This is a genomic window from Burkholderia sp. Ac-20384 (assembly GCF_017104605.1).
Lineage (GTDB): Bacteria > Pseudomonadota > Gammaproteobacteria > Burkholderiales > Burkholderiaceae > Burkholderia > Burkholderia lata.
The window spans coordinates 1-24,692 of record NZ_JAAGPE010000092.1; the positions used below are offsets into that span (position 1 = coordinate 1).

At 65.8% G+C, this 24,692-nt stretch carries 24 protein-coding genes; 19 read left to right on the forward strand and 5 right to left on the reverse strand.

The features are described 5' to 3' along the window. Nucleotides 1–98 precede the first annotated feature (98 nt). The 8 genes from G3O00_RS18925 to G3O00_RS18960 all read left to right on the forward strand — a co-directional run bounded on the left by G3O00_RS18925 (nt 99) and on the right by G3O00_RS18960 (nt 7,815). Entirely contained in the window at nt 99–1,427 is a 1,329-nt protein-coding gene (locus tag G3O00_RS18925; protein WP_206143943.1) for an MFS transporter, read from the forward strand. Nucleotides 1,428–1,443: 16 nt separating this feature from the next. Next, complete coding sequence (locus tag G3O00_RS18930; protein WP_206143944.1) at nt 1,444–2,037, forward strand: alpha/beta fold hydrolase; 594 nt, start codon at nt 1,444–1,446, stop codon at nt 2,035–2,037. Nucleotides 2,038–2,615: 578 nt separating this feature from the next. Further along, nucleotides 2,616–3,782 carry an extracellular solute-binding protein gene (locus G3O00_RS18935; RefSeq protein ID WP_206143945.1) on the forward strand — a complete coding sequence of 389 codons (1,167 nt, stop codon included), beginning with the start codon at nt 2,616–2,618 and terminating at the stop codon, nt 3,780–3,782. Nucleotides 3,783–3,831: 49 nt separating this feature from the next. Beyond that, the gene (locus G3O00_RS18940) at nt 3,832–4,911 is read left to right on the forward strand and encodes an ABC transporter ATP-binding protein (protein ID WP_206143946.1); all 1,080 of its coding nucleotides are present in this window, start codon (nt 3,832–3,834) and stop codon (nt 4,909–4,911) included. 37 nt (nt 4,912–4,948) lie between these two features. Beyond that, entirely contained in the window at nt 4,949–5,818 is an 870-nt protein-coding gene (locus tag G3O00_RS18945) for a sugar ABC transporter permease (RefSeq protein WP_206143947.1), read from the forward strand. After that, entirely contained in the window at nt 5,818–6,750 is a 933-nt protein-coding gene (locus G3O00_RS18950) for an ABC transporter permease (protein ID WP_174931442.1), read from the forward strand. The genes G3O00_RS18945 and G3O00_RS18950 overlap by 1 nt, the downstream gene beginning before the upstream one ends. Before the next feature lie 127 nt (nt 6,751–6,877). Beyond that, nucleotides 6,878–7,315: a hypothetical protein gene (locus G3O00_RS18955; RefSeq protein ID WP_206143948.1), complete on the forward strand. Its 438-nt coding sequence runs from the start codon at nt 6,878–6,880 to the stop codon at nt 7,313–7,315. Between the two features lie 287 nt (nt 7,316–7,602). Further along, nucleotides 7,603–7,815: a hypothetical protein gene (locus tag G3O00_RS18960; RefSeq protein WP_006497261.1), complete on the forward strand. Its 213-nt coding sequence runs from the start codon at nt 7,603–7,605 to the stop codon at nt 7,813–7,815. Between the two features lie 288 nt (nt 7,816–8,103). Here G3O00_RS18960 and G3O00_RS18965 read toward each other — a convergent pair whose 3' ends face one another. After that, nucleotides 8,104–9,069, reverse strand: coding sequence for a D-2-hydroxyacid dehydrogenase (locus G3O00_RS18965; protein ID WP_174931441.1), 966 nt, complete (start codon nt 9,067–9,069; stop codon nt 8,104–8,106). Nucleotides 9,070–9,320: 251 nt separating this feature from the next. Between G3O00_RS18965 and G3O00_RS18970 the strand changes: the two genes are divergently transcribed. The 5 genes from G3O00_RS18970 to G3O00_RS18990 all read left to right on the forward strand — a co-directional run bounded on the left by G3O00_RS18970 (nt 9,321) and on the right by G3O00_RS18990 (nt 13,965). Beyond that, the gene (locus G3O00_RS18970) at nt 9,321–10,511 is read left to right on the forward strand and encodes a CoA transferase (RefSeq protein WP_174931440.1); all 1,191 of its coding nucleotides are present in this window, start codon (nt 9,321–9,323) and stop codon (nt 10,509–10,511) included. Between the two features lie 23 nt (nt 10,512–10,534). Beyond that, nucleotides 10,535–11,500, forward strand: coding sequence for a hydroxymethylglutaryl-CoA lyase (locus G3O00_RS18975; RefSeq protein WP_206143949.1), 966 nt, complete (start codon nt 10,535–10,537; stop codon nt 11,498–11,500). 22 nt (nt 11,501–11,522) lie between these two features. Beyond that, entirely contained in the window at nt 11,523–11,906 is a 384-nt protein-coding gene (locus G3O00_RS18980; protein ID WP_011352007.1) for a VOC family protein, read from the forward strand. Nucleotides 11,907–12,162: 256 nt separating this feature from the next. Next, entirely contained in the window at nt 12,163–12,975 is an 813-nt protein-coding gene (locus G3O00_RS18985; RefSeq protein WP_206143950.1) for an alpha/beta hydrolase, read from the forward strand. A 96-nt stretch (nt 12,976–13,071) separates the two neighbouring features. Further along, on the forward strand, nt 13,072–13,965 hold the full coding sequence (locus tag G3O00_RS18990) for a LysR family transcriptional regulator (protein WP_206143951.1): 894 nt from the start codon (nt 13,072–13,074) through the stop codon (nt 13,963–13,965). Nucleotides 13,966–14,060: 95 nt separating this feature from the next. On the opposite strand, the gene G3O00_RS18995 is transcribed toward G3O00_RS18990, so the two are convergent. Next, nucleotides 14,061–15,026, reverse strand: coding sequence for an NAD-dependent epimerase/dehydratase family protein (locus tag G3O00_RS18995; RefSeq protein WP_206143952.1), 966 nt, complete (start codon nt 15,024–15,026; stop codon nt 14,061–14,063). A gap of 349 nt (nt 15,027–15,375) precedes the next feature. On the opposite strand from G3O00_RS18995, the gene G3O00_RS19000 reads away from it, so the two are divergent. From G3O00_RS19000 to G3O00_RS19015, 4 genes are all read left to right on the forward strand, one after another. After that, nucleotides 15,376–15,849, forward strand: coding sequence for a cupin domain-containing protein (locus G3O00_RS19000; protein WP_206143953.1), 474 nt, complete (start codon nt 15,376–15,378; stop codon nt 15,847–15,849). 163 nt (nt 15,850–16,012) lie between these two features. Continuing rightward, nucleotides 16,013–17,491 (forward strand): DKNYY domain-containing protein, encoded by a 1,479-nt coding sequence (locus tag G3O00_RS19005; RefSeq protein WP_206143954.1) that lies wholly within the window; start codon nt 16,013–16,015, stop codon nt 17,489–17,491. A 115-nt stretch (nt 17,492–17,606) separates the two neighbouring features. Further along, nucleotides 17,607–18,485, forward strand: coding sequence for a PhzF family phenazine biosynthesis protein (locus G3O00_RS19010; protein WP_206143955.1), 879 nt, complete (start codon nt 17,607–17,609; stop codon nt 18,483–18,485). Between the two features lie 140 nt (nt 18,486–18,625). Then, complete coding sequence (locus G3O00_RS19015) at nt 18,626–19,390, forward strand: class I SAM-dependent methyltransferase (protein WP_206143956.1); 765 nt, start codon at nt 18,626–18,628, stop codon at nt 19,388–19,390. A 67-nt stretch (nt 19,391–19,457) separates the two neighbouring features. On the opposite strand, the gene G3O00_RS19020 is transcribed toward G3O00_RS19015, so the two are convergent. The 3 genes from G3O00_RS19020 to G3O00_RS19030 all read right to left on the reverse strand — a co-directional run bounded on the left by G3O00_RS19020 (nt 19,458) and on the right by G3O00_RS19030 (nt 23,059). Beyond that, the gene (locus tag G3O00_RS19020) at nt 19,458–20,921 is read right to left on the reverse strand and encodes an MFS transporter (RefSeq protein ID WP_174931430.1); all 1,464 of its coding nucleotides are present in this window, start codon (nt 20,919–20,921) and stop codon (nt 19,458–19,460) included. A gap of 381 nt (nt 20,922–21,302) precedes the next feature. Further along, complete coding sequence (prfH, locus tag G3O00_RS19025) at nt 21,303–21,917, reverse strand: peptide chain release factor H (RefSeq protein ID WP_206143957.1); 615 nt, start codon at nt 21,915–21,917, stop codon at nt 21,303–21,305. Beyond that, complete coding sequence (locus G3O00_RS19030; protein WP_206143958.1) at nt 21,911–23,059, reverse strand: RNA ligase RtcB family protein; 1,149 nt, start codon at nt 23,057–23,059, stop codon at nt 21,911–21,913. Before G3O00_RS19030 ends, prfH begins: the two co-directional genes overlap by 7 nt. 15 nt (nt 23,060–23,074) lie before the next feature. Between G3O00_RS19030 and G3O00_RS19035 the strand changes: the two genes are divergently transcribed. Both G3O00_RS19035 and G3O00_RS19040 read left to right on the forward strand, forming a co-directional pair. Then, on the forward strand, nt 23,075–23,284 hold the full coding sequence (locus G3O00_RS19035) for a hypothetical protein (RefSeq protein WP_174931427.1): 210 nt from the start codon (nt 23,075–23,077) through the stop codon (nt 23,282–23,284). Between the two features lie 508 nt (nt 23,285–23,792). Beyond that, nucleotides 23,793–24,662 carry an RNA ligase family protein gene (locus tag G3O00_RS19040; protein ID WP_206143959.1) on the forward strand — a complete coding sequence of 290 codons (870 nt, stop codon included), beginning with the start codon at nt 23,793–23,795 and terminating at the stop codon, nt 24,660–24,662. Nucleotides 24,663–24,692: the final 30 nt, after the last annotated feature.

Sequence of the window (24,692 nt, forward strand, 5' to 3'; positions counted from 1 at the left end):
TCATCCCCGCGCACGGCGCGGGGGGCTGACTCCGGACCACGGAGCGGGGCCACGCAAGCCGCGCCGGAGCACGACCTCCGGCGCCGGAGGAGACACGCATGCTGATCCATCATGTCGAGCCGTCGATGCAGGACGTCGCCGCCGCCGGCCGGCGCGCGCCCGCGTATGCGTGGCTCGTGTTCGGGCTGACCGTCGGCCTGCTGCTGTCGGACTACATGTCGCGGCAGGTGCTCAACGCCGTGTTCCCGCTGCTCAAGCACGCGTGGGCGCTGTCGGACACGCAGCTCGGTTCGCTGTCCGGCGTCGTCGCGCTGCTGGTCGGGCTGCTGACGTTTCCGCTGTCGGTGCTCGCCGACCGCTTCGGGCGCGTGCGCAGCATCGTGCTGATGGCCGCATTGTGGAGCGTCGCGACGCTCGGCTGCGCGCTGTCGACCAACTACACGGAGATGCTCGTCGCGCGCGGCCTCGTCGGGCTCGGTGAAGCCGCGTACGGCAGCGTCGGCGTCGCGCTGATCCTCAGCATTTTTCCGGCACGGCTGCGCGCGACGCTGACCGGCGCGTTCATGGCCGGCGGCGCGTTCGGCTCGGTGTTCGGGATGGCGCTCGGCGGGCTGGTCGGCGCCCACCTCGGCTGGCGCTGGTCGTTCGGCGTGATGGCCGCGCTCGGCATCGTGCTGCTCGTCGCGTATCGCTGCGTCGTGACCGAACGTCGGCTCGCCGCGTATCGCATCGAACCGTGCCGGCGCGACGCCAATACGCCGCGCGACCTGCGCGGCAACGTGCGCGCGCTGATGTCGGGACTGTTCGCATCGCGTTCGGTGATCTGCGCGTATCTCGGCAGCGGGCTGCACCTGTTCGTGCCAGGCGCGCTGTTCGCGTGGCTGCCGAGCTACCTGAACCGCTACTACGCGATGGCGCCCGACCGTGCGGCCGTGCTCGCGGCCGGCTTCGTGTTGCTCGCGGGCGTCGGGATGGTCGGCTGCGGGATCGTCACCGACCGCGTCGGCAAGACCGACGGCAAGCGCAAGTGGCTGACCGCGATCGCGTATTGCGTGCTCACGGGCGTATGCCTCGCGATCGCGTTCCGGCTGCCGCCCGGGCCGCTGCAGCTCGCGCTGATCTGCGCGGGGATGCTGGTCGGCGCGGGCGCGTCCGGTGCATCGGGCGCGATGGTCGCGAACCTGACGCCGGCCGCGATCCACGCATCGGCGTTCGCCACGCTCACGCTCGCCAACAACCTGCTCGGCATGGCGCCGGGCCCGCTGCTGACGGGGTGGGTTGCCGATCGCGCCGGGCTCGTCGGCGCGCTGCAATGGATTCCTGTCGTGCCGCTCATGGCCGCCGTGCTGTTCGCGATCGGACGCGCAAGCTATGTGGCCGACCTCGCACGCGTCGAACGCGAACGGCGCGCGTCCCAACTTTCCTGAACGCTTCGGAGACTGCATGACCCTGACGACCGCCCCCACCATCCTGATCGTGCCCGGCTTGCGCGATCACGTCGAAGACCACTGGCAGACGCACCTCGAACGACGCCTGCCGAACGCACGCTCGGTGGCGCCGCTTGAAGCCGACAAGCTGAGCCGTGCCGCACGCGTCGCGGCGCTCGATGCGGCGCTGGCCGAGATCAACGGCCCCGTGATCCTCGTCGCGCACAGCGCGGGGGTGATGATCACGATGCACTGGGCAAGGCAGGCCACGCGCAAGATTCATGGCGCGCTGCTCGCGGCGCCGGCCGACCTCGAGTCGCCGATGCCCGCCGGCTATCCGGCACCCAATGCGATCGACGCGAACGGCTGGACGCCGATACCGACCGGACGGCTGCCGTTTCCGAGCATCGTCGCCGCGAGCCGCAACGATCCGCTCGCGCGTTTCGAACGTGTCGAGGCGCTGGCGGCCGGGTGGGGCAGCAAGCTCGTCGATCTGGGGGAGGTCGGGCATCTGAACCCCGCGTCCGGGTATGGCGAGTGGCGGGATGCGGAGCGGTTGATCGGGGAGGTCATTGCGCTCGCCGAGGATTGTTCCAGTGTGAAGGTATGACCCTCCAGCAACGCTTATCGGTCGTGGGCTGTCTTCGGCAGTGAGTAGACCGCTATGATTGAAGGCAACGTGGCCGCTGCGTCCGAATTGGGGACAAGCGGCCGATTGCGATCAATTTTCTGGAGTGGAATGCTCCATGGTTCCCAAACGAAAAGTGCTGTACGGGGTTACCTTGAAACCCCGCACGATCATCCGTCCTACCACCGAAGTCAAAGTTTCGACTCAAACCGAGAAAGACGATGTGCTTCGCTCGGCTCGAAAAGTCATATCCGAACATCGGGATGTGCTGATTGCCTTGAAGAATCGTTGATGTCGCCAAGCGCAATCGCTGTCGGATGCCTGTCGGATGGGGTTCACGCGAGCAAGCGCCTTGGAGATATGACGTCACAAGACAAATACGCGTCCATCACCCGTCTCTCGATCCGCATCGTTTGGTAACCAAATCACCGTCCACCGGAAGCTGTTTGTCAGGGAAAGTCCCGCCCCGTTCGCCGTGGTTTTTTGTTGACCGACATCGTATAACGCCGTCATGATTTCCTGAAAAGAAAGGTCCCATCCACCGACCGAAGTGAGGAGACATGAACGCCACCCCGATCGCTCGCCGTGTCCGCCGGATCGCACTCGCCCTGGGCTTCACGCTGTCTGCCGCAACCACCGTTGCCGCCCCCGTCTCGCTGAACATCGTCGATGTCGCGGGCAACCTGCAGCTCACGCAGAAGGCCATCGAAGCCTTCAAGGACAAGAACCCGAACCTCGTGTCGAACGTCACGTTCACGAACGCGCCTGCGCCGCAGTTGCCGGGCAAGATCAAGGCGATGCAGGCGGCGGGGCGCTCCGACATCGACCTCGTGCTGACGGGCACCGACGCGCTGGCCGCCGGCATCGAGCAGAACCTGTGGCAGAAGCTGCTGCCCGACGACGCGGCCGCGTTCCCCGGCGTGCTCGACAAATACGCGCCCGGCCCGCGCAAGATGCAGGATCTCGCGCAGGGCTACGGCCTCGAAGTCACCTACATGCCGGCCGGCCCGCTGCTCGAATACAACCCGGCGAAGGTCAGCAACCCGCCGAAGACGCCCGACCAGCTGCTCGCGTGGTGCAAGGCGCACCCGAACAAGCTGATCTACGCGCGCCCGGCGAACTCGGGCCCCGGCCGCACGTTCCTGATGGGGCTGCCGTACGTGCTCGGCGACAAGAATCCGCAGGATCCGATCAACGGCTGGGACAAGACCTGGGCGTTCCTCAAGGCGCTGAACGACTGCGTGCCGTACTACCCGGGCGGCACGTCGGCGGTGATGAAGGAACTCGGCGAGGGCACGCGCGACATGACCGTGACCGTCACCGGCTGGGATCTCAACCCGCGCGCACTCGGCATCGTGCCCGCCGAATTCAGGATCCAGGCGTTCGACAACATGACGTGGGTCAACGACGCGCACTACATGGTGATCCCGAAGGGCGTGCCGAAGGAAAAGCTCGACGTGCTGTTCAAGCTGATGAACTTCCTGCTCGAACCGGCGCAACAGGCAATGACCTACGACGACGGCTACTTCTATCCGGGCCCGGCGGTGAAGGGCGTGACGCTCGAGATGGCGCCCGCGCACAGCCAGGAGGTGGTCCGCAAGTTCGGCCGCCCCGAGTACGCGAAGCTGCTTGCGGATCGTCCGCACGTGCAGCCGCTCAGCGCGCAGGCGATGGTCGCCGCGTTCCAGAAGTGGGATCGCGAGATCGGTTCGCAGAAGTCGAAGTAACGCATGGACCGGCGGGCGCTACGGCGCCCGCGTCGATGGAGTTCGCGCAATGAAGCACAGTTTCGAACGGCTGCGGCTCGATGGCGTGTGCCGCAGCTTCACCAATGCGGAAGGCGCGCAGGTCGCCGCGCTGAACGGGCTCGATCTCGAGATCCGGCGCGGCGAATTCATCGCGCTGCTCGGCCCGTCGGGCTGCGGCAAGTCGACCGCGCTCAACTGCATCGCGGGGCTGCAGCCGCTCACGCGCGGCGGCATCTGGCTCGACGACACGCGCATCGACGTGCTGCCGCCCGAGCGCCGCGGCTTCGGGATGGTGTTCCAGAACTACGCGCTGTTTCCGCACATGTCGGTGCTCGACAACGTCGGCTTCGGCCTCAAGATGCGCGGCGTGCCGAAGCAGGAAACGCGGCGGCGCGCGCAGCAGGCGCTCGAACTCGTGCAGCTCGTCGGGCACGAGGGCAAGCTGCCGGGGCAACTGTCGGGCGGGCAGCAGCAGCGCGTCGCGATTGCGCGCGCGATCGTCATCGAGCCGCCGCTCGTGCTGATGGACGAACCGCTGTCGAACCTCGACACGAAGCTGCGCATCGAGATGCGCGCCGAGATCCGCCGCATTCACACGCAGCTCGAACGCGCGACGATCTACGTGACGCACGACCAGGACGAAGCGCTGTCGATGGCCGACCGCATCGTCGTGATGAAGGAAGGCGTCGTGCAGCAGGTCGCGACGCCGAAGGACGTCTACACGCGCCCGCACAACCTGCATGTCGCGCGCTTCATGGGCTATCGCAACGTGCTGCCGTTCACGCTCGAAGGGATGGCCGGCGACTACGTGAAGGTCGCAGCCGGTGGCGTTCGCGTCACGGGCGTGCCGATGGCCGGCTTCGACGCGAAGGAGGTCGTCGTCGCGCTGCGCCCCGACGACATCGAGCGCGCGGACGAAGGCGGCGACAACACGTTCGATGCGACCGTCGAGACGGTCGAGTACGGCGGCCGCGATTCGCTGATCCGTGCGGTCACGCCGTTCGGCCCGATCTGGGCGCGCGTCGCCGGCGAATTCACGGAAGGCGAGCCGCTGCGGCTGCGCGTTGCGCCGTCGCGCACGCTCGTCTACCCGGGAGCGCCTGCATGAGCGGCGTGGCCGCGGCGCGGTTGCACCGGGAGGCCGCATGAGCACGCTCCCGGCCGGCACGCCACGCGACGCGAAAGCCTGGCTCGTCACGCCCGCGCTCGGGTTCATCGTCGCGCTGTTCATCTATCCGTTCGCGTACGGCCTCGTGCTGTCGTTCCAGCCGATGAACGGCGGCGGCGCGCTCGCGAACTACGCGCAGTTCTTCACCGACACCGCGATGTGGCCGACTGTGCTCGTCACGCTGAAGCTCGCGGTGCCGGCGACGCTGATCAATGTCGGCATCGCGGTGCCCGTCGCGTTCGCGCTGCGCCGCAATTCGCCGTACCAGAAGTTCGTCACGACGCTGCTCGTGATTCCCGTCACGCTCGGCACGGTGCTGGTCGCCGACGGGATGCTCACGTACTTCGGGCCGAACGGCTGGTTCCCGCAGGCGCTGCAGGGGCTGCACCTGTATACCGACGAAGTGCGCCTCACGCACAACTACTGGGGCGTGCTGCTGTCGCTGATCGTGTCGGGCTTTCCGTTCGCGTTCCTGCTGATGCTGTCGTACATCAGCGGCATCGACCCGACGCTCGCGCGCGCGGCCGCGACGCTCGGCGCGAACCCGTGGCAGCAGTTCCGGCAGATCTACTTGCCGCTGCTCGTGCCGGGGCTCACGATGGCCGCGTGCCTGTCGTTCGTGCAGGCGTTCTCGGTGTTCCCGTCGGCCGTGCTGCTCGGCGCGCCGGCCGGGCCCACGCGCGTGATCTCGATCGCGGCGGCGGAAGCCGCGTTCGAGAGCTACGACTATTCGCTCGCATCGGCGATCGCGATCGTGATGGGCTTCGTGCAGTTGCTGGTGGTCGCGTCGATGCTCGGCGCGCGCCGCTTCTTCTATACGGGCGCGGTGACGGGAGGCAAGGGCTGATGGCGACCGACAATCATGCCGCCCGCACCTGGCCGCCGAAGCATGACGCGCCCGATGCGTCCGGTGAGCGGCCCGTCGACGCGAGGAAACCGCAGAAGATGACAAGCAATCTCGCCGGCCGCGCCTGGAAGGCGCTCGTGTGGGGGCTGATGGCGTTCTTCCTGCTGAACGTGATGCTGCTGATCGCGACCGTCGCGGTAAATTCGATCGCGACCCGCTGGTTCGGCACGCCGCTGCCGCAGGGCTTCACGCTGCACTGGTACGCGAAGGCGTGGGAGGACTTCCAGCTCGCGAGCGTGCTGTGGGTGACCGTCGAGGTCGTCGGCGCGGTCGTGCTGCTGTCGATCGCGCTCGGCGTGCCGGCCGCGTATGCGCTCGCACGCGTGCAGTTTCGCGGCAAGCGCTTCGCGCTGCTGGTGTTCCTGCTGCCGCTGATGGTGCCGCCCGTCACGTACGGGATCCCGATGGCCACCGTGATGTACAAGGTCGGGCTCGCGGGCACGCTGCCGGGCGTGATCCTCGCGAACCTCGTGCCGGCGCTGCCGTTCGTGATCCTCGTGATGACGCCGTTCATCGAGCAGATCGACCCGAATCTCGAGTCGGCCGCGCGCATCTTCGGCGCGAACACGTGGCGCTATTTCCGCTACGTGCTGCTGCCGCTGCTGGTGCCCGGCATGCTCGCGGCCGGGCTGCTCGTGCTGGTGCGCACAATCGGGATGTTCGAGCTGACCTTCTTCACCGCGGGGCCGAGCACGCAGACGCTCGTCGTCGCGCTGTATTACGCGGTGTTCTCGACCGGCGTGCGCGCGCCGCAGTCGATCGACGCGATGGCGATGATCTACATGGCCATCACGCTCGTGTGGGTCGTGATCGCGCTGCAGTTCGTGAGCCCGACGCAACTCGTCAGCCGCGTGAAGCAGGAGCGGCAATAGGCGAGGGCCAGGGCAAAAATGGGCACGCGATGCCGCTTGCGCATCCGTGCAATTGGTTACAAATGGATACCGCGCACGACACGCGGACGTTGCAGACTACGCGGCGTTCACCTGATAACGGATATCCATGAAGTTCCACCCGCTGCTGACACTCGCCGCTGCATCGACGCTGCTGGCCGCCTGCAACCTGGTCCACGACGGCCCCGGCTCGAGCGACGTCGACGCCGCCGTGCGCCGCGCGCTCGAGGCGGAAAACCACGGCGGCCTGAACGCACTGTTCGGCCAGCCGCTGCCTGTCTCGGCCGATGTCGTGTCGGCGAAGCCCGACGGCGACTGCAAGAAGCTCGGCGATCGCACGTACTCGTGCGACGTCGTGGTCACGTGGCGCAATGCCGACTACAAGCCGTCGCGCGCGAACCTGACCTTCGTGGAGGCCGCCGACGGCTCGTGGCAGACGTCCGGCGTCGACGCGGCGATCGTGACCGGCACCGCGAAATCGCTGGTCGACGAGATCGGCAAGGCGTGGCCCGGCAATGCGGCGAGCGGCGCGTCGGCGCCGCAGTGATGCGCCAGCGGCGCGGCTCTCCCTGATTCCACGGGCAAACGGCTTCGTCCTTGCGGGCCGCGCTCGTCCCGTTTCTCCAAGCCATCGATACGATCGCCCGTGCCGGCACGACCACTGCCGGAGGGCGCCATTCGGCGCGTACGACAGGTGTTCGGGCACCGATTCACGGAAAAGGGGCGCGAGCACCTGGCCCGGGAAAGACCGAACGCATCCTCGGTATGCGGGCTGAGTTATAGGGAAAACCCTTATTTCGAGATATAATCACGGCCTAAGAGATAGGTCGAACCATGCCTGAACGTTTCCAAACCCTTGAAAAATTTGTGTTTTCCCTCGTCGTGATGTCCGCAGTCGTGTGCTCGGCATTCCTCGCGTACGAGCGTCACCCCGAGATCAAGATCGCGCTGCACGAAGGCGAAGCGCTGATGCGCGAGAGCGCCAAGTACTCGGTCATCTGCTCGCCGTCCAAGGTCGATCCTTGCGTCGAGATGTCGGCTTACTGACATTCGCGTCGATAGCGGTGCACCGCTGTCGAGACGGACGTTATCAGCATTCGTCCGATTCAGTTTCAGACTGGCCCTACAGCGTCGGCGGTCCGGATTCCCTAAAGTAGAACCCATCAGGAATTCAGAAACCGGCCGCAAGACAGGGCGGATGCACGCACCCGTCACGTGCCGAGTCGCTGGCGTAAGCAGCCCCCGAATTCAGCCGGCCCCGCTTCGAGTCATCGAGCGGGGCCGCTCTGTTTGCGCGGTTCAAATCAACTTCCGCAACGCCAGGCGCCACACACGTCACACCACGTGCCGCGGCGTGCCACCCACAAACGCGGCGACATTGTCCACGAGCTGGTCGGCCAGCGCCTGCATCGCTTCGTCGCTCGCCCACGCAACGTGCGGCGTCAGGATGAATGCCGGATGCGACAGGATCGCGTGAAACGGATGCGCGTCCGGCAGCGGCTCCTGCGTGACCACGTCGAACCCCGCGCCCGCGATCTGCCCGGACTGCAATGCGTCGACGAGCGCGCTTTCGTCCACGAGCCCGCCGCGCGCGGTGTTGATCAGCAACGGCCGGCGCGCCATCCGCGCAAACGCGGCCGCGTCGATCAGGTGCCGCGTCGCGGGCGTGAGCGGGCAGTGCAGCGTAATCACGTCGCTGTCGCGCAGCAGCGTGTCGAGCGGCACGTAGTCGTCCCCCGACGCATCGCCGTGCGCCGCGAACCGCACCTGCATGCCGAGCGCACGCGCGATGCCGGCCACCGCGCGCCCGAGCACGCCGTCGCCGACGATCCCGAGCGTCGAGCCGGCCAGGTCGCGAATCGGATGATCGAAAAAGCAGAACTGCCCGCTGGCGAGCCAGCGCCCGGCACGCACCGCGTCGCGGTACGCGACGAGGCTGCGGCGCAGCGCGAAGATCAGCGCGAACGTGTGCTCGGGCACCGTGCGGACCGCATACCCGCGAATGTTGCTCACGACGATGCCGCGTGCCGCGCACGCGTCGAGATCGACGATGTCGGTGCCCGTCGCGGCGATCGCGATCATCCGCACGCGCCGCGCATCGGCAAGCGCCGCCGCGTCGAGCCGCACCTTGTTGGTCACGACGATGTCCGCGTCGCCGATGCGCGCAGCAATCTCGTGCGCGGCCGTCCGGTCGAAGGTCTGCAACACGTGCGGGAACGGAAACGGCTTCAGCACGGTGTGCGGCGACAGCGTCGCGCGGTCGAGAAACACGATCTTCGCGGGAAGGGAAACAGAAAACATGGCGGGTCTCGCTGACAGGCGCCCGGCGGGCGCGGAACGGGTTCGATTCTGCCGGCGGCGCGCGTGCCGTCGTTTGACCGTTGCGCGAGCGCGCTTTCCCGGATGGAAAGGCTGACGCAACGCGTGAGTGAACAGGCGCGGCGCGCGCCTTTCCGTTTCGGAAAGGCTGGTTGAGCATCGATCGATTTTCGCCGGGCGCGAACGCGCTCATGATCGCCGTCATCGACAACACGATTTCATCGGAGACAGCCATGACACGCCCCCTGGACGGCATCCGCGTACTGGAACTCGGCCAACTGATCGCCGGGCCGTTCGCGGGCCGGATGCTCGCCGAATTCGGCGCCGACGTGCTCAAGGTCGAGCCGCCCGGGCTCGGCGACCCGCTGCGCAAATGGCGGTTGCTGCACGACGGCACGTCGGTCTGGTGGGCCGCGCAGTCGCGCAACAAGACTTCGCTCACGCTCGACCTGCGCACGCCCGAAGGGCAGGACGTCGTGCGCCGCCTCGTCGCGGAAACCGACGTGCTGATCGAGAACTTCCGCCCTGGCACGCTCGAAGGCTGGGGACTCGGCTGGGACGCGCTGTCCGCGATCAATCCGGGACTCGTGATGCTGCGCGTGTCGGGCTTCGGCCAGACGGGCCCGTACCGTGACCGTCCCGGCTTCGGCGTGATCGCCGAGGCGATGGGCGGCCTGCGGCACCTGACCGGCGAGCCCGGCCGCACGCCGGTGCGCGTCGGCATCTCGCTCGGCGACTCGCTGTCGGCGCTGCACGGCGTGATCGGCGTGCTGCTCGCGCTGCGGCATCGCGAGCAGCAGGGCGGCAAGGGGCAGGTCGTCGACGTCGCGCTGTACGAGTCGGTGTTCAACATGATGGAAAGCCTGCTGCCCGAATACTCGGCGTTCGGCGCCGTGCGCGAGGCGGCCGGCAGCAGCCTGCCCGGCATCGCACCGACCAACGCATACCGCTGCCGCGACGGCAAGTACGCGCTGATCGCCGGCAACGGCGACAGCATCTTCCGCCGCCTGATGGAGCTGATCGGCCGGCCCGATCTCGGCAACGATCCCGCGCTCGCGCACAACGACGGGCGCGTCGCGCAGGTCGAACGCATCGACGCGGCGATCGGCGAGTGGAGCGCGCAGCACGATCTCGACGCCGTGCTGGCCGCGCTGAACGAAGCGCGCATCCCGTCGGGACGCATCTACGATGTGGCCGACATCGCGGCCGATCCGCATTACCGCGCACGCGACATGCTCGTCGATGCCGCGTTGCCCGACGGCACGCCGGTACTCGTGCCCGGCATCGTGCCGAAGCTCGGCGCGACGCCCGGGCGCATCGAACACGCGGCACCCGCGCTCGGCGCGGATACCGATGCGGTACTCGAATCGCTCGGCATCGATGCGGCGACGCGCAGCGACTGGCGCACGCGCGGCGTGATCTGACAAGCGGAACAGGAGAAGACAACATGAGCGGCCAACAACGCAAACGGCTCTACATCCACGAAGTCGCGACGCGCGACGGTTTCCAGAACGAAGCGGCGTTCGTCGACACCGACGACAAGATCGCGCTCGTCGACGCGCTGAGCGCGTGCGGCTACGCGAAGATCGAAGTCACGTCGTTCACGTCGCCGAAGGCGATCCCCGCGTTGCGCGACGCGGAGGCCGTGATGCACGGCATCGCGCGCACACCGGGTGTCGTCTATACGGTGCTCGTGCCGAACGTGCGCGGTGCCGAGCGCGCGCTGTCGTGCGGCGTCGACGAAGTGAACCTCGTGATGTCGATGAGCGAGAGCCACAACCGCGCGAACCTGCGGATGACGCGCGAGCAATCGTTCGCGCAGCTGCGCGACGTGATCGACGCGGTACGCGGCACGGGTGTCGCGATCAACGTGTCGTTGTCGACCGCGATGGGCTGCCCGATGGAAGGCGACGTGCCGGCCGAGGGCGTGCTCGCCTGGATGCAGCGCTTCGCGGATCTCGGCGTGCATGGCTTCACGCTGTGCGATACGACCGGCATGGCATTTCCGTCGCAGGTGCGCGACCTGTCGGCGCGGGCACGCGAGCGCTTCGCCGCGCTGCAGCTCACGCTGCACTTCCACAACACGCGCGGCATGGCGCTCGCGAACACGCTCGCGGCACTCGACGCCGGGATCGACCGCTTCGACGCATCGCTCGGCGGGCTCGGCGGCTGCCCGTACGCGCCGGGCGCGACCGGCAACGCGTGCACCGAAGAACTCGTGCACATGCTCGAACTCGACGGCTACGATACGGGCGTCGATCTCGCGGCCGTGCTGGCCGCGTCGGCCCGGCTGCCCGCGCTGATCGGGCATGACGTGCCGAGCCAGATCCTGAAGGCCGGGCGCCGCTCGGACCTTCATCCGCCGCCGCGCGCGGACGCCGGCGACATGCCCGCGCAGCGCGCGTTCTCATGAACCATGAACAGGAGCGAACCTCATGGCGCTGATTGACCACCTCGACCATCTCGTGCTGACCTGCGTCGATCCCGACAAGACCAGGCATTTCTACACCGAGGTGCTGCAGATGCAGCTCGAAACCTTCGGCGCCGGCCGGATCGCGTTCCGCTTCGGCAACCAGAAGATCAACCTGCACGTGCGCGGCGCGGAGTTCGAACCGAAAGCGCATGTGCCGGCGCCCGGCGCGCTCGACCTGTGCTTCATCGCGTCGGTGCCGCTCGACGACGTGATTGCGCACCTGAAGCGCGTTGCATGGCCGATCGTCGAAGGGCCCGTCGAACGCACCGGCGCGACGCAGAAGATCCGGTCGGTCTACGTGCGCGATCCCGACCTGAACCTGATCGAGATCTCCGAGTTGATCTGAGCACCGACGCACCGGCGCACCGTCGGCCGTATCGCGCGTTCGCACTCGCGTGTGCGGACCTGGTCACGGTGCGGCCGCATGCCGCGCCGATCTCCCGCCGAAAACGGACAGCCGTTTTCCGCGCTCGCCGATTCCGGATAGCCGGCCCGACCCGCGCTGCGGATAATGCCTGCATCGGCGACTGAGAAGCCGCCTTCGCACCGGACGCGACGCTTGTTGCGTCCGCGCTTCCGCAACCCGACCCAGGCAATTCCCGATGACGATCCTCTATCGCGGCATGGACCGCGCGGCGCTCGACGCCGCCTATCTGAACACGAAGGTGGTGCCCGATTTCCCGGCGTTGCTGGCGTCGATGCAGGCACGCAGTGCGACGCTCTATGAAGATGCGTCCGGCCGGCGCGACCTGCGTTACGGTGCGCAACCCGCGCAACGTTTCGACTGGCTGTCGTGCGGCCAACCCGATGCACCGCTGTTCGTGTTCATTCACGGCGGCTACTGGCAGCACTGCGCGAAAGAGGATTTCGCGTACGCGGCGAGCGGGCCGCTCGCGCGCGGTTTCGACGTGATACTCGCCGAATACACGCTTGCGCCGGTCGCGACGATGACCGACATCGTCGGCGAGATCGGCGCGCTGCTCGACTACCTGGCGAACGACCCCGACGGCCTCGGCACTGCGAAGCGGCCGATCCACCTGAGCGGCCACCTGACCGCCGTGCACCGCGCGCATCCGGCCGTCGTCTCGGCGCTCGCGATCAGCCCGCTCGTCGATCTCGAACCGATCTCGCTGTGTTGCCTGAACGACAAGCTGCAACTCACCGCGCACGAGGTCGAAGCGTACAGCCCGTTGCGCCATGTCGGGCCCGGCGCGCCGACGGTCGTTGCGGTCGGTGATGCCGAGTTGCCCGAACTCGTCCGGCAAGCGCATGACTACGCGACGGCGTGCGATGCGGCCGGCGAACGAATCGTCCACGTCGGACTCCCCGGCATGCAGCATTTCGACGTACTCGACGATCTCGCGAAACCGGACGGTGCGATGCTCACCGCATTGCAGTCGATCGCGCCGCGCTAGACGCGCCGTATCGCGCGGAATCGGCCGGGCGTATGATCGGCGTCAGGCCACCGCGCTGACGGCATGCGCCGGCAAGGTTTTCCCAGGACCCACGACATGGTGAACCCGCTTCATTTCGATCTGCAGTCGCTGCGCGTGTTCGCGCTCGTCGCCGAGCACGGCAGCCTGACGAAGGCGGCCGAACACGGCCAGCTCACGCTGTCCGCGGTCAGCAAGCGCATCGCCGAACTCGAAAGCGTGACGGGCAGTGCATTGTTCGTCCGGCATGCACGCGGTGTCGAGCTGACGCCCGCGGGTCGCGCGCTGCTCGACCATGCGGCGAAGGTGATCGAGCAGGTCAACCGGATGGCGCACGAGATGAGCGACTACGTCGCCGGCGTACGCGGCCATATCCACGTGTGGACCAACACGTCCGCGATCGTCCAGTTCCTGCCCGCCGATCTCGCCGCGTTCCTCACCGACAATCCGGGCATCAAGGTAAGCCTCGAAGAACGGTTGAGCCACGAGATCGTCGACGCGCTCGCGTCCGGCAAGGCCGATCTCGGCGTGTTCGCCGACAACGTGCCGGCCCCCGGCATCGAACGGCGGCTGTACCGGCGCGACGAACTCGTGCTGCTCGTGCCGTGCGCACACCGGTTCGCCGCGCGCGACAGCATCCGCTTCGCGGATACGCTCGACGAAGACTACGTCGGGCTCAGCGACGGCAGTTCGCTGCTCGCGCGCATGACCGACGCCGCGTTCGCGGTCGAGCGCTCGCTGAAGCTGCGAATCCAGGTATCGAATTTCGACGGCGTGAGCCGGATGATCGAAGCGGGGCTCGGCATCGGGATCCTGCCGCGCGATGCGGTGACCGGCGAGCGCGCGGCGCGGCTCGGGGTCGTGAAGCTCGAGGATGCGTGGGCAACCCGCACGCTGTGGGTGGGGGTGAAGGCGGGTACCGTGCTGACGACCGATATCGCGAAGCTGTTCGATTTCATGTCGGCGCGGTGAGGCGGGGCTGCGTGCGTTGGAAAGGGCGCAGCCCGGATTTCAGGGATTGCGATCGATCGTTTGCCCGCGATGCCTGAATCGTTGCGGACGCTGACTCAAACGGCACCGACGCGCGCAAGCGTGGTGTGTTCCTTCAGTGCGCTCAGCGCGTCGACCCGCAATGGCGATGCTATCTCGTCGCCGGCTTCCCGCGTCCACTCGAGCGTGTCCTGAATCGTTCGAGCCAGCGGCGTAAACGCGAGGCCGCACCTTAGCGCACGGCTGTTGTCGGCGTGGAAGATTCCGCCTGCCTCACCATCGCTTTCCGCGATCCAGAGCGGAAGCTCCGTCCATCCCTCGATACCTGCGTCGAGAACCTGTTGATCCGTGAGCCAGACAAGCTGTGTGCGGCTTGAGGCAACCTCGATGCACTGGTTCAGGAACCGGCCCATCGTCAAAGTCGATGCGGGACCCACTGCGTTCAATACGGTATTCGTACTGCTTTCCGACATCTGCAGGGACCATTGGGCAACGTCTCGCGCATCGATGAACTGGATCGGGCGATCATGCCGCCCTGGTGCAAGGATGCGACCACCCGTCGCGATGCGGCGAATCCAGTACGTGAACCGGCCGGTGGGATCGTGAGGGCCAACGATCAACCCCGGCCTGAGAATCGCGACGCGCCCCGGCATCGCCAACTGAATGGCCGCCTCCGTTCTGGCCTTCAGCGCACCATAACCTTCGTTGCCCGGAAGGGTGTCCGCGTTTTCGTCATAGCGGATACCGGGCGGGAAGCCGCGATAGACAGAAATGCTGGAAATGAACGTGTAGTGCTTCGGCGGCGCCTTCAGCGCGGAAAGCACGAGGTCGACGTGCTCGGGGCGATACGCGGACGGGTCGATTACGGCATCAAATTGCCGGCCCGCCAGGGCCGACAGATCCGAGTCCCGGTCTCCGACAAGGCGCTCGATCTCGGGAAAGAGTGACGGGTTTTGTCGGCCTCGGTTGAATATCGTGACTTCGTGCCCGCGCTGCAGGGCCGCTTCGACGATGTGCCGGCCGAGAAACAGCGTCCCGCCCATGACCAGTATGCGCATAGAGGTTACACGTCCGTGCCGATAGTTCGACGATATTAATCGGGTGTCATGTCAGGTGCAATCGCCTCGAGACGCCTTCACGTCCCGAGCACATACTTCTCGGCAATTTCGAAACGAATGGCGGTAATCGGGCCTGTTGAGCAGTAATCGGCCGCAATAAGACACTCGATCGACGCGAAAATCGTCAACGATCGCTTTGAGAATTCAAAGATCATCAAAGTGATTGCGGTACACGGTCAATCGCAGACAGGTTGATTATTCCAATCAAGATTGACGTCCCGCTCGTGAATTCACAAGATTCCGTCTGTCAATGTCGACTGACCGGGGATTGCGAATGGACCCACTCGAAGCCTGCATGGTTGCCGCCGATGCCGCGCCGCGCACCAAACCTTCCAACTACCCGGAGCCGTTTGCGTCTCGCATGGCGGGGCGGGAGAAGAAGCCGCTTGGCGATCCGTTCAGCTTGAGTCAGTTTGGTGTGAACTTGACGACCTTGAGTCCAGGCGCGGTGTCCGCTCTCCATCATCAACACTCGAAACAGGACGAGTGGGTGTATGTCCTCAGCGGTGAAGTCACGCTCTACGTCGGCGACGAGCACTATCTGATGCGACCGGGCATGTGCGCCGGCTTTCGCGCGAACGGCACGCCGCACCATATACAAAACAATTCAACGAGCGATGCCACGATCATCGAGGTCGGCAGTCGAGTAGCGGGCGACGCAGTAAGCTATGCAGCCGACGACCTCGTCGCAGTAATGAATGCAACCGGGCAATGGGTTTTCGAACACAAAAACGGTGAACCGTATTGATTCCAATGCCTGGTTTGGAGAAGGCCGCGCGTCCATAACGGGTCGACCACGGCCTTCGGCATCGGGTATCGGTCGGCCCCGAGCAGTCGTTCGACATCCCGGCACGGTTCGCTGACAATCGTACTTCGATCATATGGAGTCGAGCGAGACCGAACCAACGTTTATGAACGAAAACACCTTGCAAGCCGGGATTCGCGCGAGCCAGCGATCGAGCAACCGAATTCGTGACGCGATCCTGCTTGCACTCGGATTGCTCATGTTCAGCTTCGCCAGTTCGGCATTGGCGTACACGGACAATATCTGTCGGGAATACTGGTATCCGCTGGCGCGTGCCGGTAAAAGCATGGGCGCGCTGTCCGCCGAGCGCGAGGGGCCGTGCAAGCACCCGCCAGTCAAGATGCTGAGCGACCAGTACGGCGTGATCAATGGCCAGGGGTATTTCATCTCGGAGTTGCACGAAACCCATGATTCGTGCACGCACGGCGGGCCGGTACCTGACCTTGCCTGTCTGTTGCCCTCGCATCTGCGTCGTCATGAGGACGACGAGGCAAGACACTACTATCTGCTAACACAACGGGGTTCAGCGCTGCGGGTCCTGGATCGACTCCACGCCACCGACGGCCAGCAGGTATTTGACGGCGCCGACGTGATCCCGGGCGCCGATCCCGCGACGTTCAAGACCTTTGTGCCCGACGGCGCCAAGGCCGATGACGGGTGGGCATACGACCGCAACCATGTCTATCTGGAGGAGCACTCGGACCCGAACATGGTGCCCGGTCTGGTCGAAATTGTCGGTAATACATTCGCGGTCAATGCCGGACGCGTCTTTTCAATCGGCGCTCTCGAGGGTCCCGTTTATCGGCCGGAAATAAAGGCGCCGCTGAAGCTGCTGAGCCCGCCAGCCTCACTTCAACCTGCAATCATCAGCGACGGCGAGCGTATCTACCTGGGAAACAAGCCACTGGCCGGCGTGCGGGCGGCAACTTTCCAGATGCTGGTTCCTGTATGCCCGGTGCCTGGTGCGCCCGACTTGAAATGCCTTCGCAATGCCCAGCCGAACGAGTTCCGGGTAGCTCGAAGCGGACGGGATGTGCTGTATTTCCACGAGTTCGACGATATCAAGCGAATCGCCAATGTGCCCGACTTTGTCTACTTTCTGCTACCGGGTTCATCGTTTCTCGGTATCGGTGGAAAGCAGATTTTCGATCTCGACCCATTGCATCAAACCTTCGGCGCAAACGCGATGACGCGTACCGTGCCAATGGCTGGCCACTTGAGTGGCCCGGTAGCAGGCTACCTTGCCGACGAACTCGGGTTCATCAACCTGCGGAGTCAATTGTCGAGGGACGATGGCCCCCTGTGTGGCGCGGTCGCGAAACTCGCCGCGCCGACACCGGCACTTGCTCACCGGTTGGGTCCGCTGCGACCCATCGCGCCAAGGAAGTTGCCGGCGGGCTATTCGATCGGCTATGAAAACAATCACTACCGGTATCTGTTCAGGAACGCCGACGATACGACTCTCGACGATACCGTGGTTGATCTCGCTAACGGCAAGCGTATGCGGGCGACGTGGTGTGGGGACGATATTCAACTGCAAGGAACGGCCACCACGAGCAACAACCAGGCAGGCAGATCGCACTGATTGCACGGCGTCGGCCGGTTGCAGTCAGTCGGCGCCGACCGTAAGATCGTCGGTCATCGGCACGAACGCATGTGTTTGTCGCGCTTCGCTTGAAATTCGTCCATTGGGAGGATTAGTGCGAGTTGAAGTTCAGATCGTCAATGCTTTGACGGACGGAAAAACCGGGGGCAATCCTGCGGGCGTGGTGATTGACGCCGATGCGCTGACCGCAGACCAGAAGCTGCATGTCGCCCAGCGGGCCGCTTTGTCGGAAACCGCATTCGTGTCGAAATCGGATGTTGCGACGGTCAAGCTGGAATTTTTCACGCCGACGCGGCAAATCGCTCATTGCGGCCATGCCACGATCGCCACATTTTCCCTCTTGAGAGAACTCGGCAGGGTAGGTGACGGCAAGTCGTCGAAAGAGACGATCGACGGATGCAGAGACATCGTGATCGATGGCGATACCGTTCTGATGGAGCAGCGTTCCCCGACTTATCGTTCGATCGGCGCAGACTCCCCGCTCTCTGAAAGAATCGCTCGATCGCTGGGTGTATCGACTGCCCAGATCCATGGTGTCGAAACCCCGACCGTCGTCAACACCGGCAACAGCTTTCTGATGATCGCATTGCCCGACGAGCAATCCGTGGCCGCAATTCGTCCGAACCAGCACGCGATTGAATCAATCAGCGACGAGCTTGATCTGATTGGCTATTACGTATTCTCGACGACGACGAAAATACCTGGGCGTCACGCAGGCGCCCGCATGTTCGCGCCGCGTTTCGGCATTGCCGAAGAGTCGGCGACCGGAACCGCAGCCGGGCCGCTGGCGTGCCTGCTATACGAGCGGATGGGGGCAGGCGATAAAGAAATGGCCATTGAACAAGGGCACCTGATGCAGCCACCTTCGCCGAGCGTCATCAGGGTCATCCTCGATGTCGACAGCGGCAAGATCTCGCGATTGATGGCCGGCGGCACCGGCGTCGTCATGCGGTCGATCACTGTCGAGGTCTGAGGTTGCGTCGAGCGTCCGCCTCTCGAATGTCAGAACGGCTTCGAGGAGGCGGATGATCGCGTTACCCATCGCGTCAGCGACATCTGCAGCCTGTTGATGTCGACACCCATCCCGACAGAATCCCTTCGCGCTAACCCGCCATGAACTCACCTCCCGATCTTTTTTATGACGACATGGCCAGTTCCTATCATCTGATTTTCGATGACTGGGAGAGGGCGATCGATCGTCAAGGTGCCGTCCTCACGCAACTTCTATTGCCGCCTGGCGAGACGGGCGAGGTTCTGGATTGCGCGTGCGGGATTGGAACCCAGGCGTTGGGTCTCGCCCGTGTGGGCTACGACATCGAAGGGACAGACCTGTCGAAGCTCGCAATCGAGCGGGCATCGCGGGAGGCAGCAGCGCGAGGGCTCCGCATTCCGTTCCGTGTTGACGACATGCGGCTGCTTGCGACATGCGACGCGCGTCGGTACGGCGCGGTCATTGCATTCGACAACGCGATGCCGCATCTCGATAGCGACGACGACGTGGCTCAGGCACTAGCCGCAATGCACAGGAGCCTGAAGCCCGGCGGGCGGCTGCTCGTCAGTTTGCGCGACTACGCCGAGTTGATGGTCGAACGGCCCAGCATCACGCCACCGGCGATGTTCATGGACAACGGTCTCCGGCGCATCGTTCATCAGGTATGGGACTGGCACGATGATCGGCGTTACACCGTTCATCTCTACATCACGCAGGCTACCAGCGACGGTCACTGGCAATCGAAGCATTTCATCGGTCGCTATCGCGGCATCACGCCTGATGAACTGGCGGCTCACATGCGAAACGCTCGATTCGAGCATGTCCGCGTGCTCTCGCCTGACACTACCGGTTACTACCAGCCCATCGTGGTTGCGACCGCGGCCTAGTCGCGTGGCCATGACCGCTCAATAATGATGAGGAAACGCGTCCCCGCGCCCCCTCATCAGCAACCGCTCAAACCGGATTGATCTCATCCTGGCTGCGCCGCGTAGTCAGCGGCCCGAGCACGCGCAACGTGACCGCGACGATACCCAGCGCGACCGAGATCACGCCAAACATCGCACCCGCGCCATAACTGGCAAGTACCGGCAACAACACGAACGGCAGCACGCCGCTGACGATGCGCGACAGCGCATAGGTACTGCCGATCGCCGTCGAACGCACACGCGCCGGGAAAATCTCCGCCTGATACACGTGATACGCGTTGCTGAACACGTTCGACGCACAGGTCGTGAGGAACCCGAAGCCGACGATCAGCACGGTATTGCCCGAATACGCGAAGCACAGCCCGAACACGGCGATCGACAGGATCGACACGATCACGAGCGTGCGGCGCTCGATCCAGTTGAGCAGCGGAATCGACAGCAGCGAGCCGACCGGATAGCCGATGAATGACAGCGCGATGAACAGCGTGCTGTCCGTCACGTCGAAGCCGCGGCTCTTCACGACCGTGCCGGCCAGCGTGCCGAAGCCGTAATAGCCGAAGCCCTGGAACAGGTGAAAGATCGCGAGCATCAGGTAGCGCGCGCCGTACGGGTCGCGCCGCAGCAGTGCGATACGCTCGCCGAGCCCGAGCGGCCGTTGCGGCTCGACCGGTTCCGCGAACTGCTCGGGCACGCGCACGCCGGTGCCTTCCGCGAAGCGCCGCAGTGCCGCATGCGCGTCAGCGGTGCGCCCCTGCGCGAGCAGCCAGCGCGGGCTCTCCGGCAACCGGTGCTGGACGAGCATCACGTACACGGCGCCGAGGCTGCCGATCGCGAGGATGATGCGCCAGCCGGCCACGCCACCCACATGCAGCGGGTTCAGCCACAGCGCGAGGAACCCGACGAGCGGCACCGCGACATAGGAAGTCGTATAGGCCCAGGCGGCGAGCCTGCCGCGCTTTTCCTTCGGCAGGATCTCGGACAGGAAGCTGTCGGCAACCGGATAGATCGCGCCGACGCCGATGCCGGTCAGGAACCGGCATGCGACGAGCATGTCGGCATTCACCGAAAACGCGCCGACCAGCGAGAACGCGCTGTACCACGTGAGCGTCAGCAGGAACGCCTTGCGCCGGCCGATGCGGTCGGCGAGGCTGCCGAGACACATCGCGCCGACGAACATGCCGATGAACGCCGATGCGAGCAGCAGCTTGAAATCGGTGCTCTGCCGGCTCAGCCCGTATTCGTTCTGCAACGCGGAACCGATCGTGCTGACGAGGAATATCTCGTACATGTCGAAGAACAGCCCGATGCCGATCACCCAGACGACGAACCGGTGCAACGCGCCGACGGGCAGGTCGTCCATGAAATCGCCGAGCGTGACGCGGCGGGCGGGGAGGGCCGACGCATCGGCGTCGACGCCGGCGGCAGCGGCCGGCGGTCGTGCGGACGCGGGTCCGCCCGCGTTGCCGCCGAGATCGAGGGAATGGCTGTTCATCGTGTCTCCTGATTATCGATACGCCGTGGCGCAAGGCCCGGCCGTTCGCGACCGGCGCGATGCATCCGGTCGCACGACGTGGCGGCAGGCACCGCAGGGCCGTGAAAGGGCCGGATAGGCGGGCTGTACCGATCGTCCGACCCATGGTGGGCGAATCAGCGGCACGTGATAATTGCGGATGTTTCAAGCGTCCTTTCCTGTGCAGAAAGGGTGCGGAACACGCGGCAGCCGGCAGGCGCGCGGCAGGCCCGTGCGGCCTGCCTGGCGCGCGATCCGGCACCGGAGCCGGTTGCGCGCTCGCGCAACCGGCAGGCCGGGAAAACCATGAGGCCGCTTGCCTGGCCGCCGGCGCAACCACCGCCGGCGGCCAGGCGTTCGTGCTCAATCAGCCGGCACGAACGCTGCCCCGTGAAACACGCGCACGGGGTTGCCGCGCTCCAGCGCAAAGTGCTGCATCCGCCGCTGCCGGCGCGCATCCGATGCGTGACGGTCGGCTTCCTGCTGCAGTCGAACCTGCAGCAACTGCAGCGCCAGGCGCCTGTTCGCGTGCTGGCTGCGCTCGCTTTCCACGCGCACCGACAGGCCGGTCGCGACATGGGTCGCACGAATCGCGGAGCTCGTCTTGTTCACGTGCTGGCCGCCCGGCCCGCGTGCGCGCATCGCTTCGAACCGCACATCGCCATCCGGCAGCGGCTGCGCGTCGACACAGCGCGTGACGCCGATGAACCAGTTCTTGCGCGGATGTCGCAACCGGTACGGGCTCGCGCAAATCCATTGCAGCGTGCCGGTCCAGCGGTCCGCGAGCGCCTGCGCGCCGGCGCCGTCGAGATCGAGCAGCGCCGAGCGCAGCGTACCGGGCCGTTCGCCCGGCTGCGCATCGAGCACCGTGACGACGACACGCTGCGCATCGGCTTCCGCCTGCAGGCGCCGCAACGCATTGGCCGCGGCCAGCTGGCATTCGAGCGGGCCGTGCGCCGAAGAAATCTGCATCAGCATCGGCCAGCCTCCCCGGACGTCTTGTAGGTCAGCACCGGCGCGAGCCGGGCCAGCTTGCGCAGCAGGCCGGCCGCCTCGAGCGCGTCGACGACGCTGTCGATCGGCTTGTAGGCCTGTGGCGCTTCCTCGTACAGCAGTTCGCGGTCTTCGCAGATCACGTGGCTGCCGAGCGGCGTGCGCGTGAGCTGCGACGGCGTGAAGCGCCGTTCGAGGCGCCCCTTGCAATCGCCGCGTGCCCACTTGCGGCCCGCACCGTGCGCCAGCGACGCCAGGCTGGCCGCATCGTCGGGCCGCACCGGCGCGACGAGGTAGCTGTAGTCGCCGCGCGACCCGGGAATGACGACCGGCCCCGCGTCGGCCGGCGTCGCACCTTTGCGATGCAGCCAGCCCGGCTCGCAGTCGACGCTCGCGCGGCTCACCAGGTTGTGGTTCACGTCGAGCACGCACCGGCCATCGGTGCGCCAGCGCGCCAGCATGCGCCGCGCGATCAGGTCGCGATTCGCAATCGCGTAGCGCAACGCCGCATCGTGACGCGCGAGGTACGCCGTGCAGGCGGCATCCGTATCGTCGAGGCCGTTGTAGCCGTGCTCGCGCATGTGCTGCTCCAGGATCGACTGGCCGAAGCCGCGCGACCCGCTATGCACGAGCAGCAGCAGGCGATCGGGATCGAGGCCGAGCGCCGCGACGGCATCGGTGTCGTACACCGCGTCGATCCGCTGCGCTTCCGCGAAATGATTGCCGCTGCCGATCGTGCCGAGCGATGCCGCGTACGCGTGATCCGCGAACCCGGCAGCCGCGATGAGCGGCTGCCAGCTTGCATCGGGCGTGGCATCGATCGAGCCGAGCCGGCTTGCGAGCTTCGACGCGCTGACGCGCCGCGCATCGAGCGCGGTTTGCCACAACGCCATCCCGCAGCCGATATCGCCGCCGATCAATGCCGGATACAGCTGGCCCGTCGAGAAGAACGCGGCGCCGACCGGGTAGCCGCGTCCGGGGTGAAGATCGGGCATGCCGGCGACGCGCCGCATGCCGGGGAGGGTGGCAGCGTGTTCGAGCTGCCGGATGGCCTCACCTTCGATCCAGGTGGTGGCGCAAGCGCACAACGTGATGCGCTCGCCCAGGTATTGCATGGAATTGCCCATGGAGGATTCCGTTCGATGAAAGAGGTGAACGGCGGGCCATGGCGCAGGCAGCGCAACCATGCGCTGCCCGACATCGGAAGTCGGGAAGAGGGCGGCACGACCGGATCGGAACGACCCGGTTCATCGCCGAAATGGCGATGCGTGGTGCTGCTTGGCGTGAACGATGAAACGAACGGACGCGAAAAACCCGAACTACGACCCGCGACGGGAGGAGTGTTGGCGTGACGTCATGATTTTTTTCTCCTTGCGAGTGAGGGGTTGATCGGAATGGCGGCGACTCTAGCATGCACGCGACGAGCGCAGCAAGCGGGTATCGTGGCGTTGCGCATCGAATCATCGTTCGATGTGGCGAAAAACACACACATAGGAATCCGGATCATTCCCGTGTCGATGGCGCGCACGGCACGCCGCAGCAGGCATTCGACGCATGCAGACCACCGCGACGGCTGCCCCCAACCACGCTTGACAGCGCAAAAGCCGTTTCGTAGCATCCGCCTGCTTCATCCCTGAACCCTCATCGAATCGGTGATCCAAGTGCCCGCAAACATTCGTCCCTTCGCCTGATACGCCGACGACTGCCGTCCCGGCCGCGTGTCGTCCTGCCCGTTTCCGTCTGCCTCGCGGCACCGGAACAGTGATCGCAGGGCCGCGCCCGGACTCGCACTGACACCGCAACGCACCCCCATCGTTCGTTCACGTCGTCGGCTTTTTCTGATGTTTCCGGAGAAAAACCATGACGCTGGATTTCCGCGCGTACGCGCAATCGCTCGACCTCGCTCGCTACCCGCGCACGCCGCACCTCGAAGGCTCGCGCCTGCAGGACGGCGACGAAGGTCACGACCACGTTCCCTATCGCACCCTCGCGGGCGCCCATCTCGTCGTCGAGGAAAAGCTCGACGGCGCTAACACGGGCATCAGCTTCAGCCCGGCGGGCGAACTGTTGCTGCAGTCGCGCGGCCACTACCTGGCCGGCGGCGGCCGCGAGCGGCAGTTCGGGTTCGTGAAGACCTGGGCCGCTGCCCATGCGGGCTGGCTGCTCGACCGCCTCGGCGATCGTTACGTGATGTACGGCGAGACGATGAGCAAGAAGCACGCGGTGTTTTACGACGCGCTGCCGCATCACTTCTTCGAGTTCGACGTGCTCGACCGTACAACGGGCCGTTTCCTGTCGACACCCGCGCGTCGCGCGCTGCTCGCCGACGGGCCCGTGCTGTCGGTGCCCGTGCTGTACGAAGGCATCGCACCGCCGCGGCTCGCCGACCTGAAGGCGCTGCTCGGTCCGTCGCTGGCGAAGACGCCGGACTGGCGTCGCGCGTTCGAGGAAACGGTGCAGCGGCAGGGGCTCGACCTCGCGCGTGCATGGCAGCAGTGCGACAAGTCGGCGCGCTCCGAAGGGCTCTATGTGAAGGTCGAGACCGACGACACGACGACCGCGCGCCTGAAGTGGGTGCGCCACGATTTCGTGCAGGCCATTCTCGAATCGGCGCGCCATCACTCGGAGCAGCCGTTCATTCCGAACCTGCTCGCGCCGGATGTCGACCTGTATGCGCCACGCCCGACGGTCACGTGGACATCGCGCCCCGCCGCACACCCGAACAAATGAATGCGGAACGGCCGAGCGCCATTTCGAGAG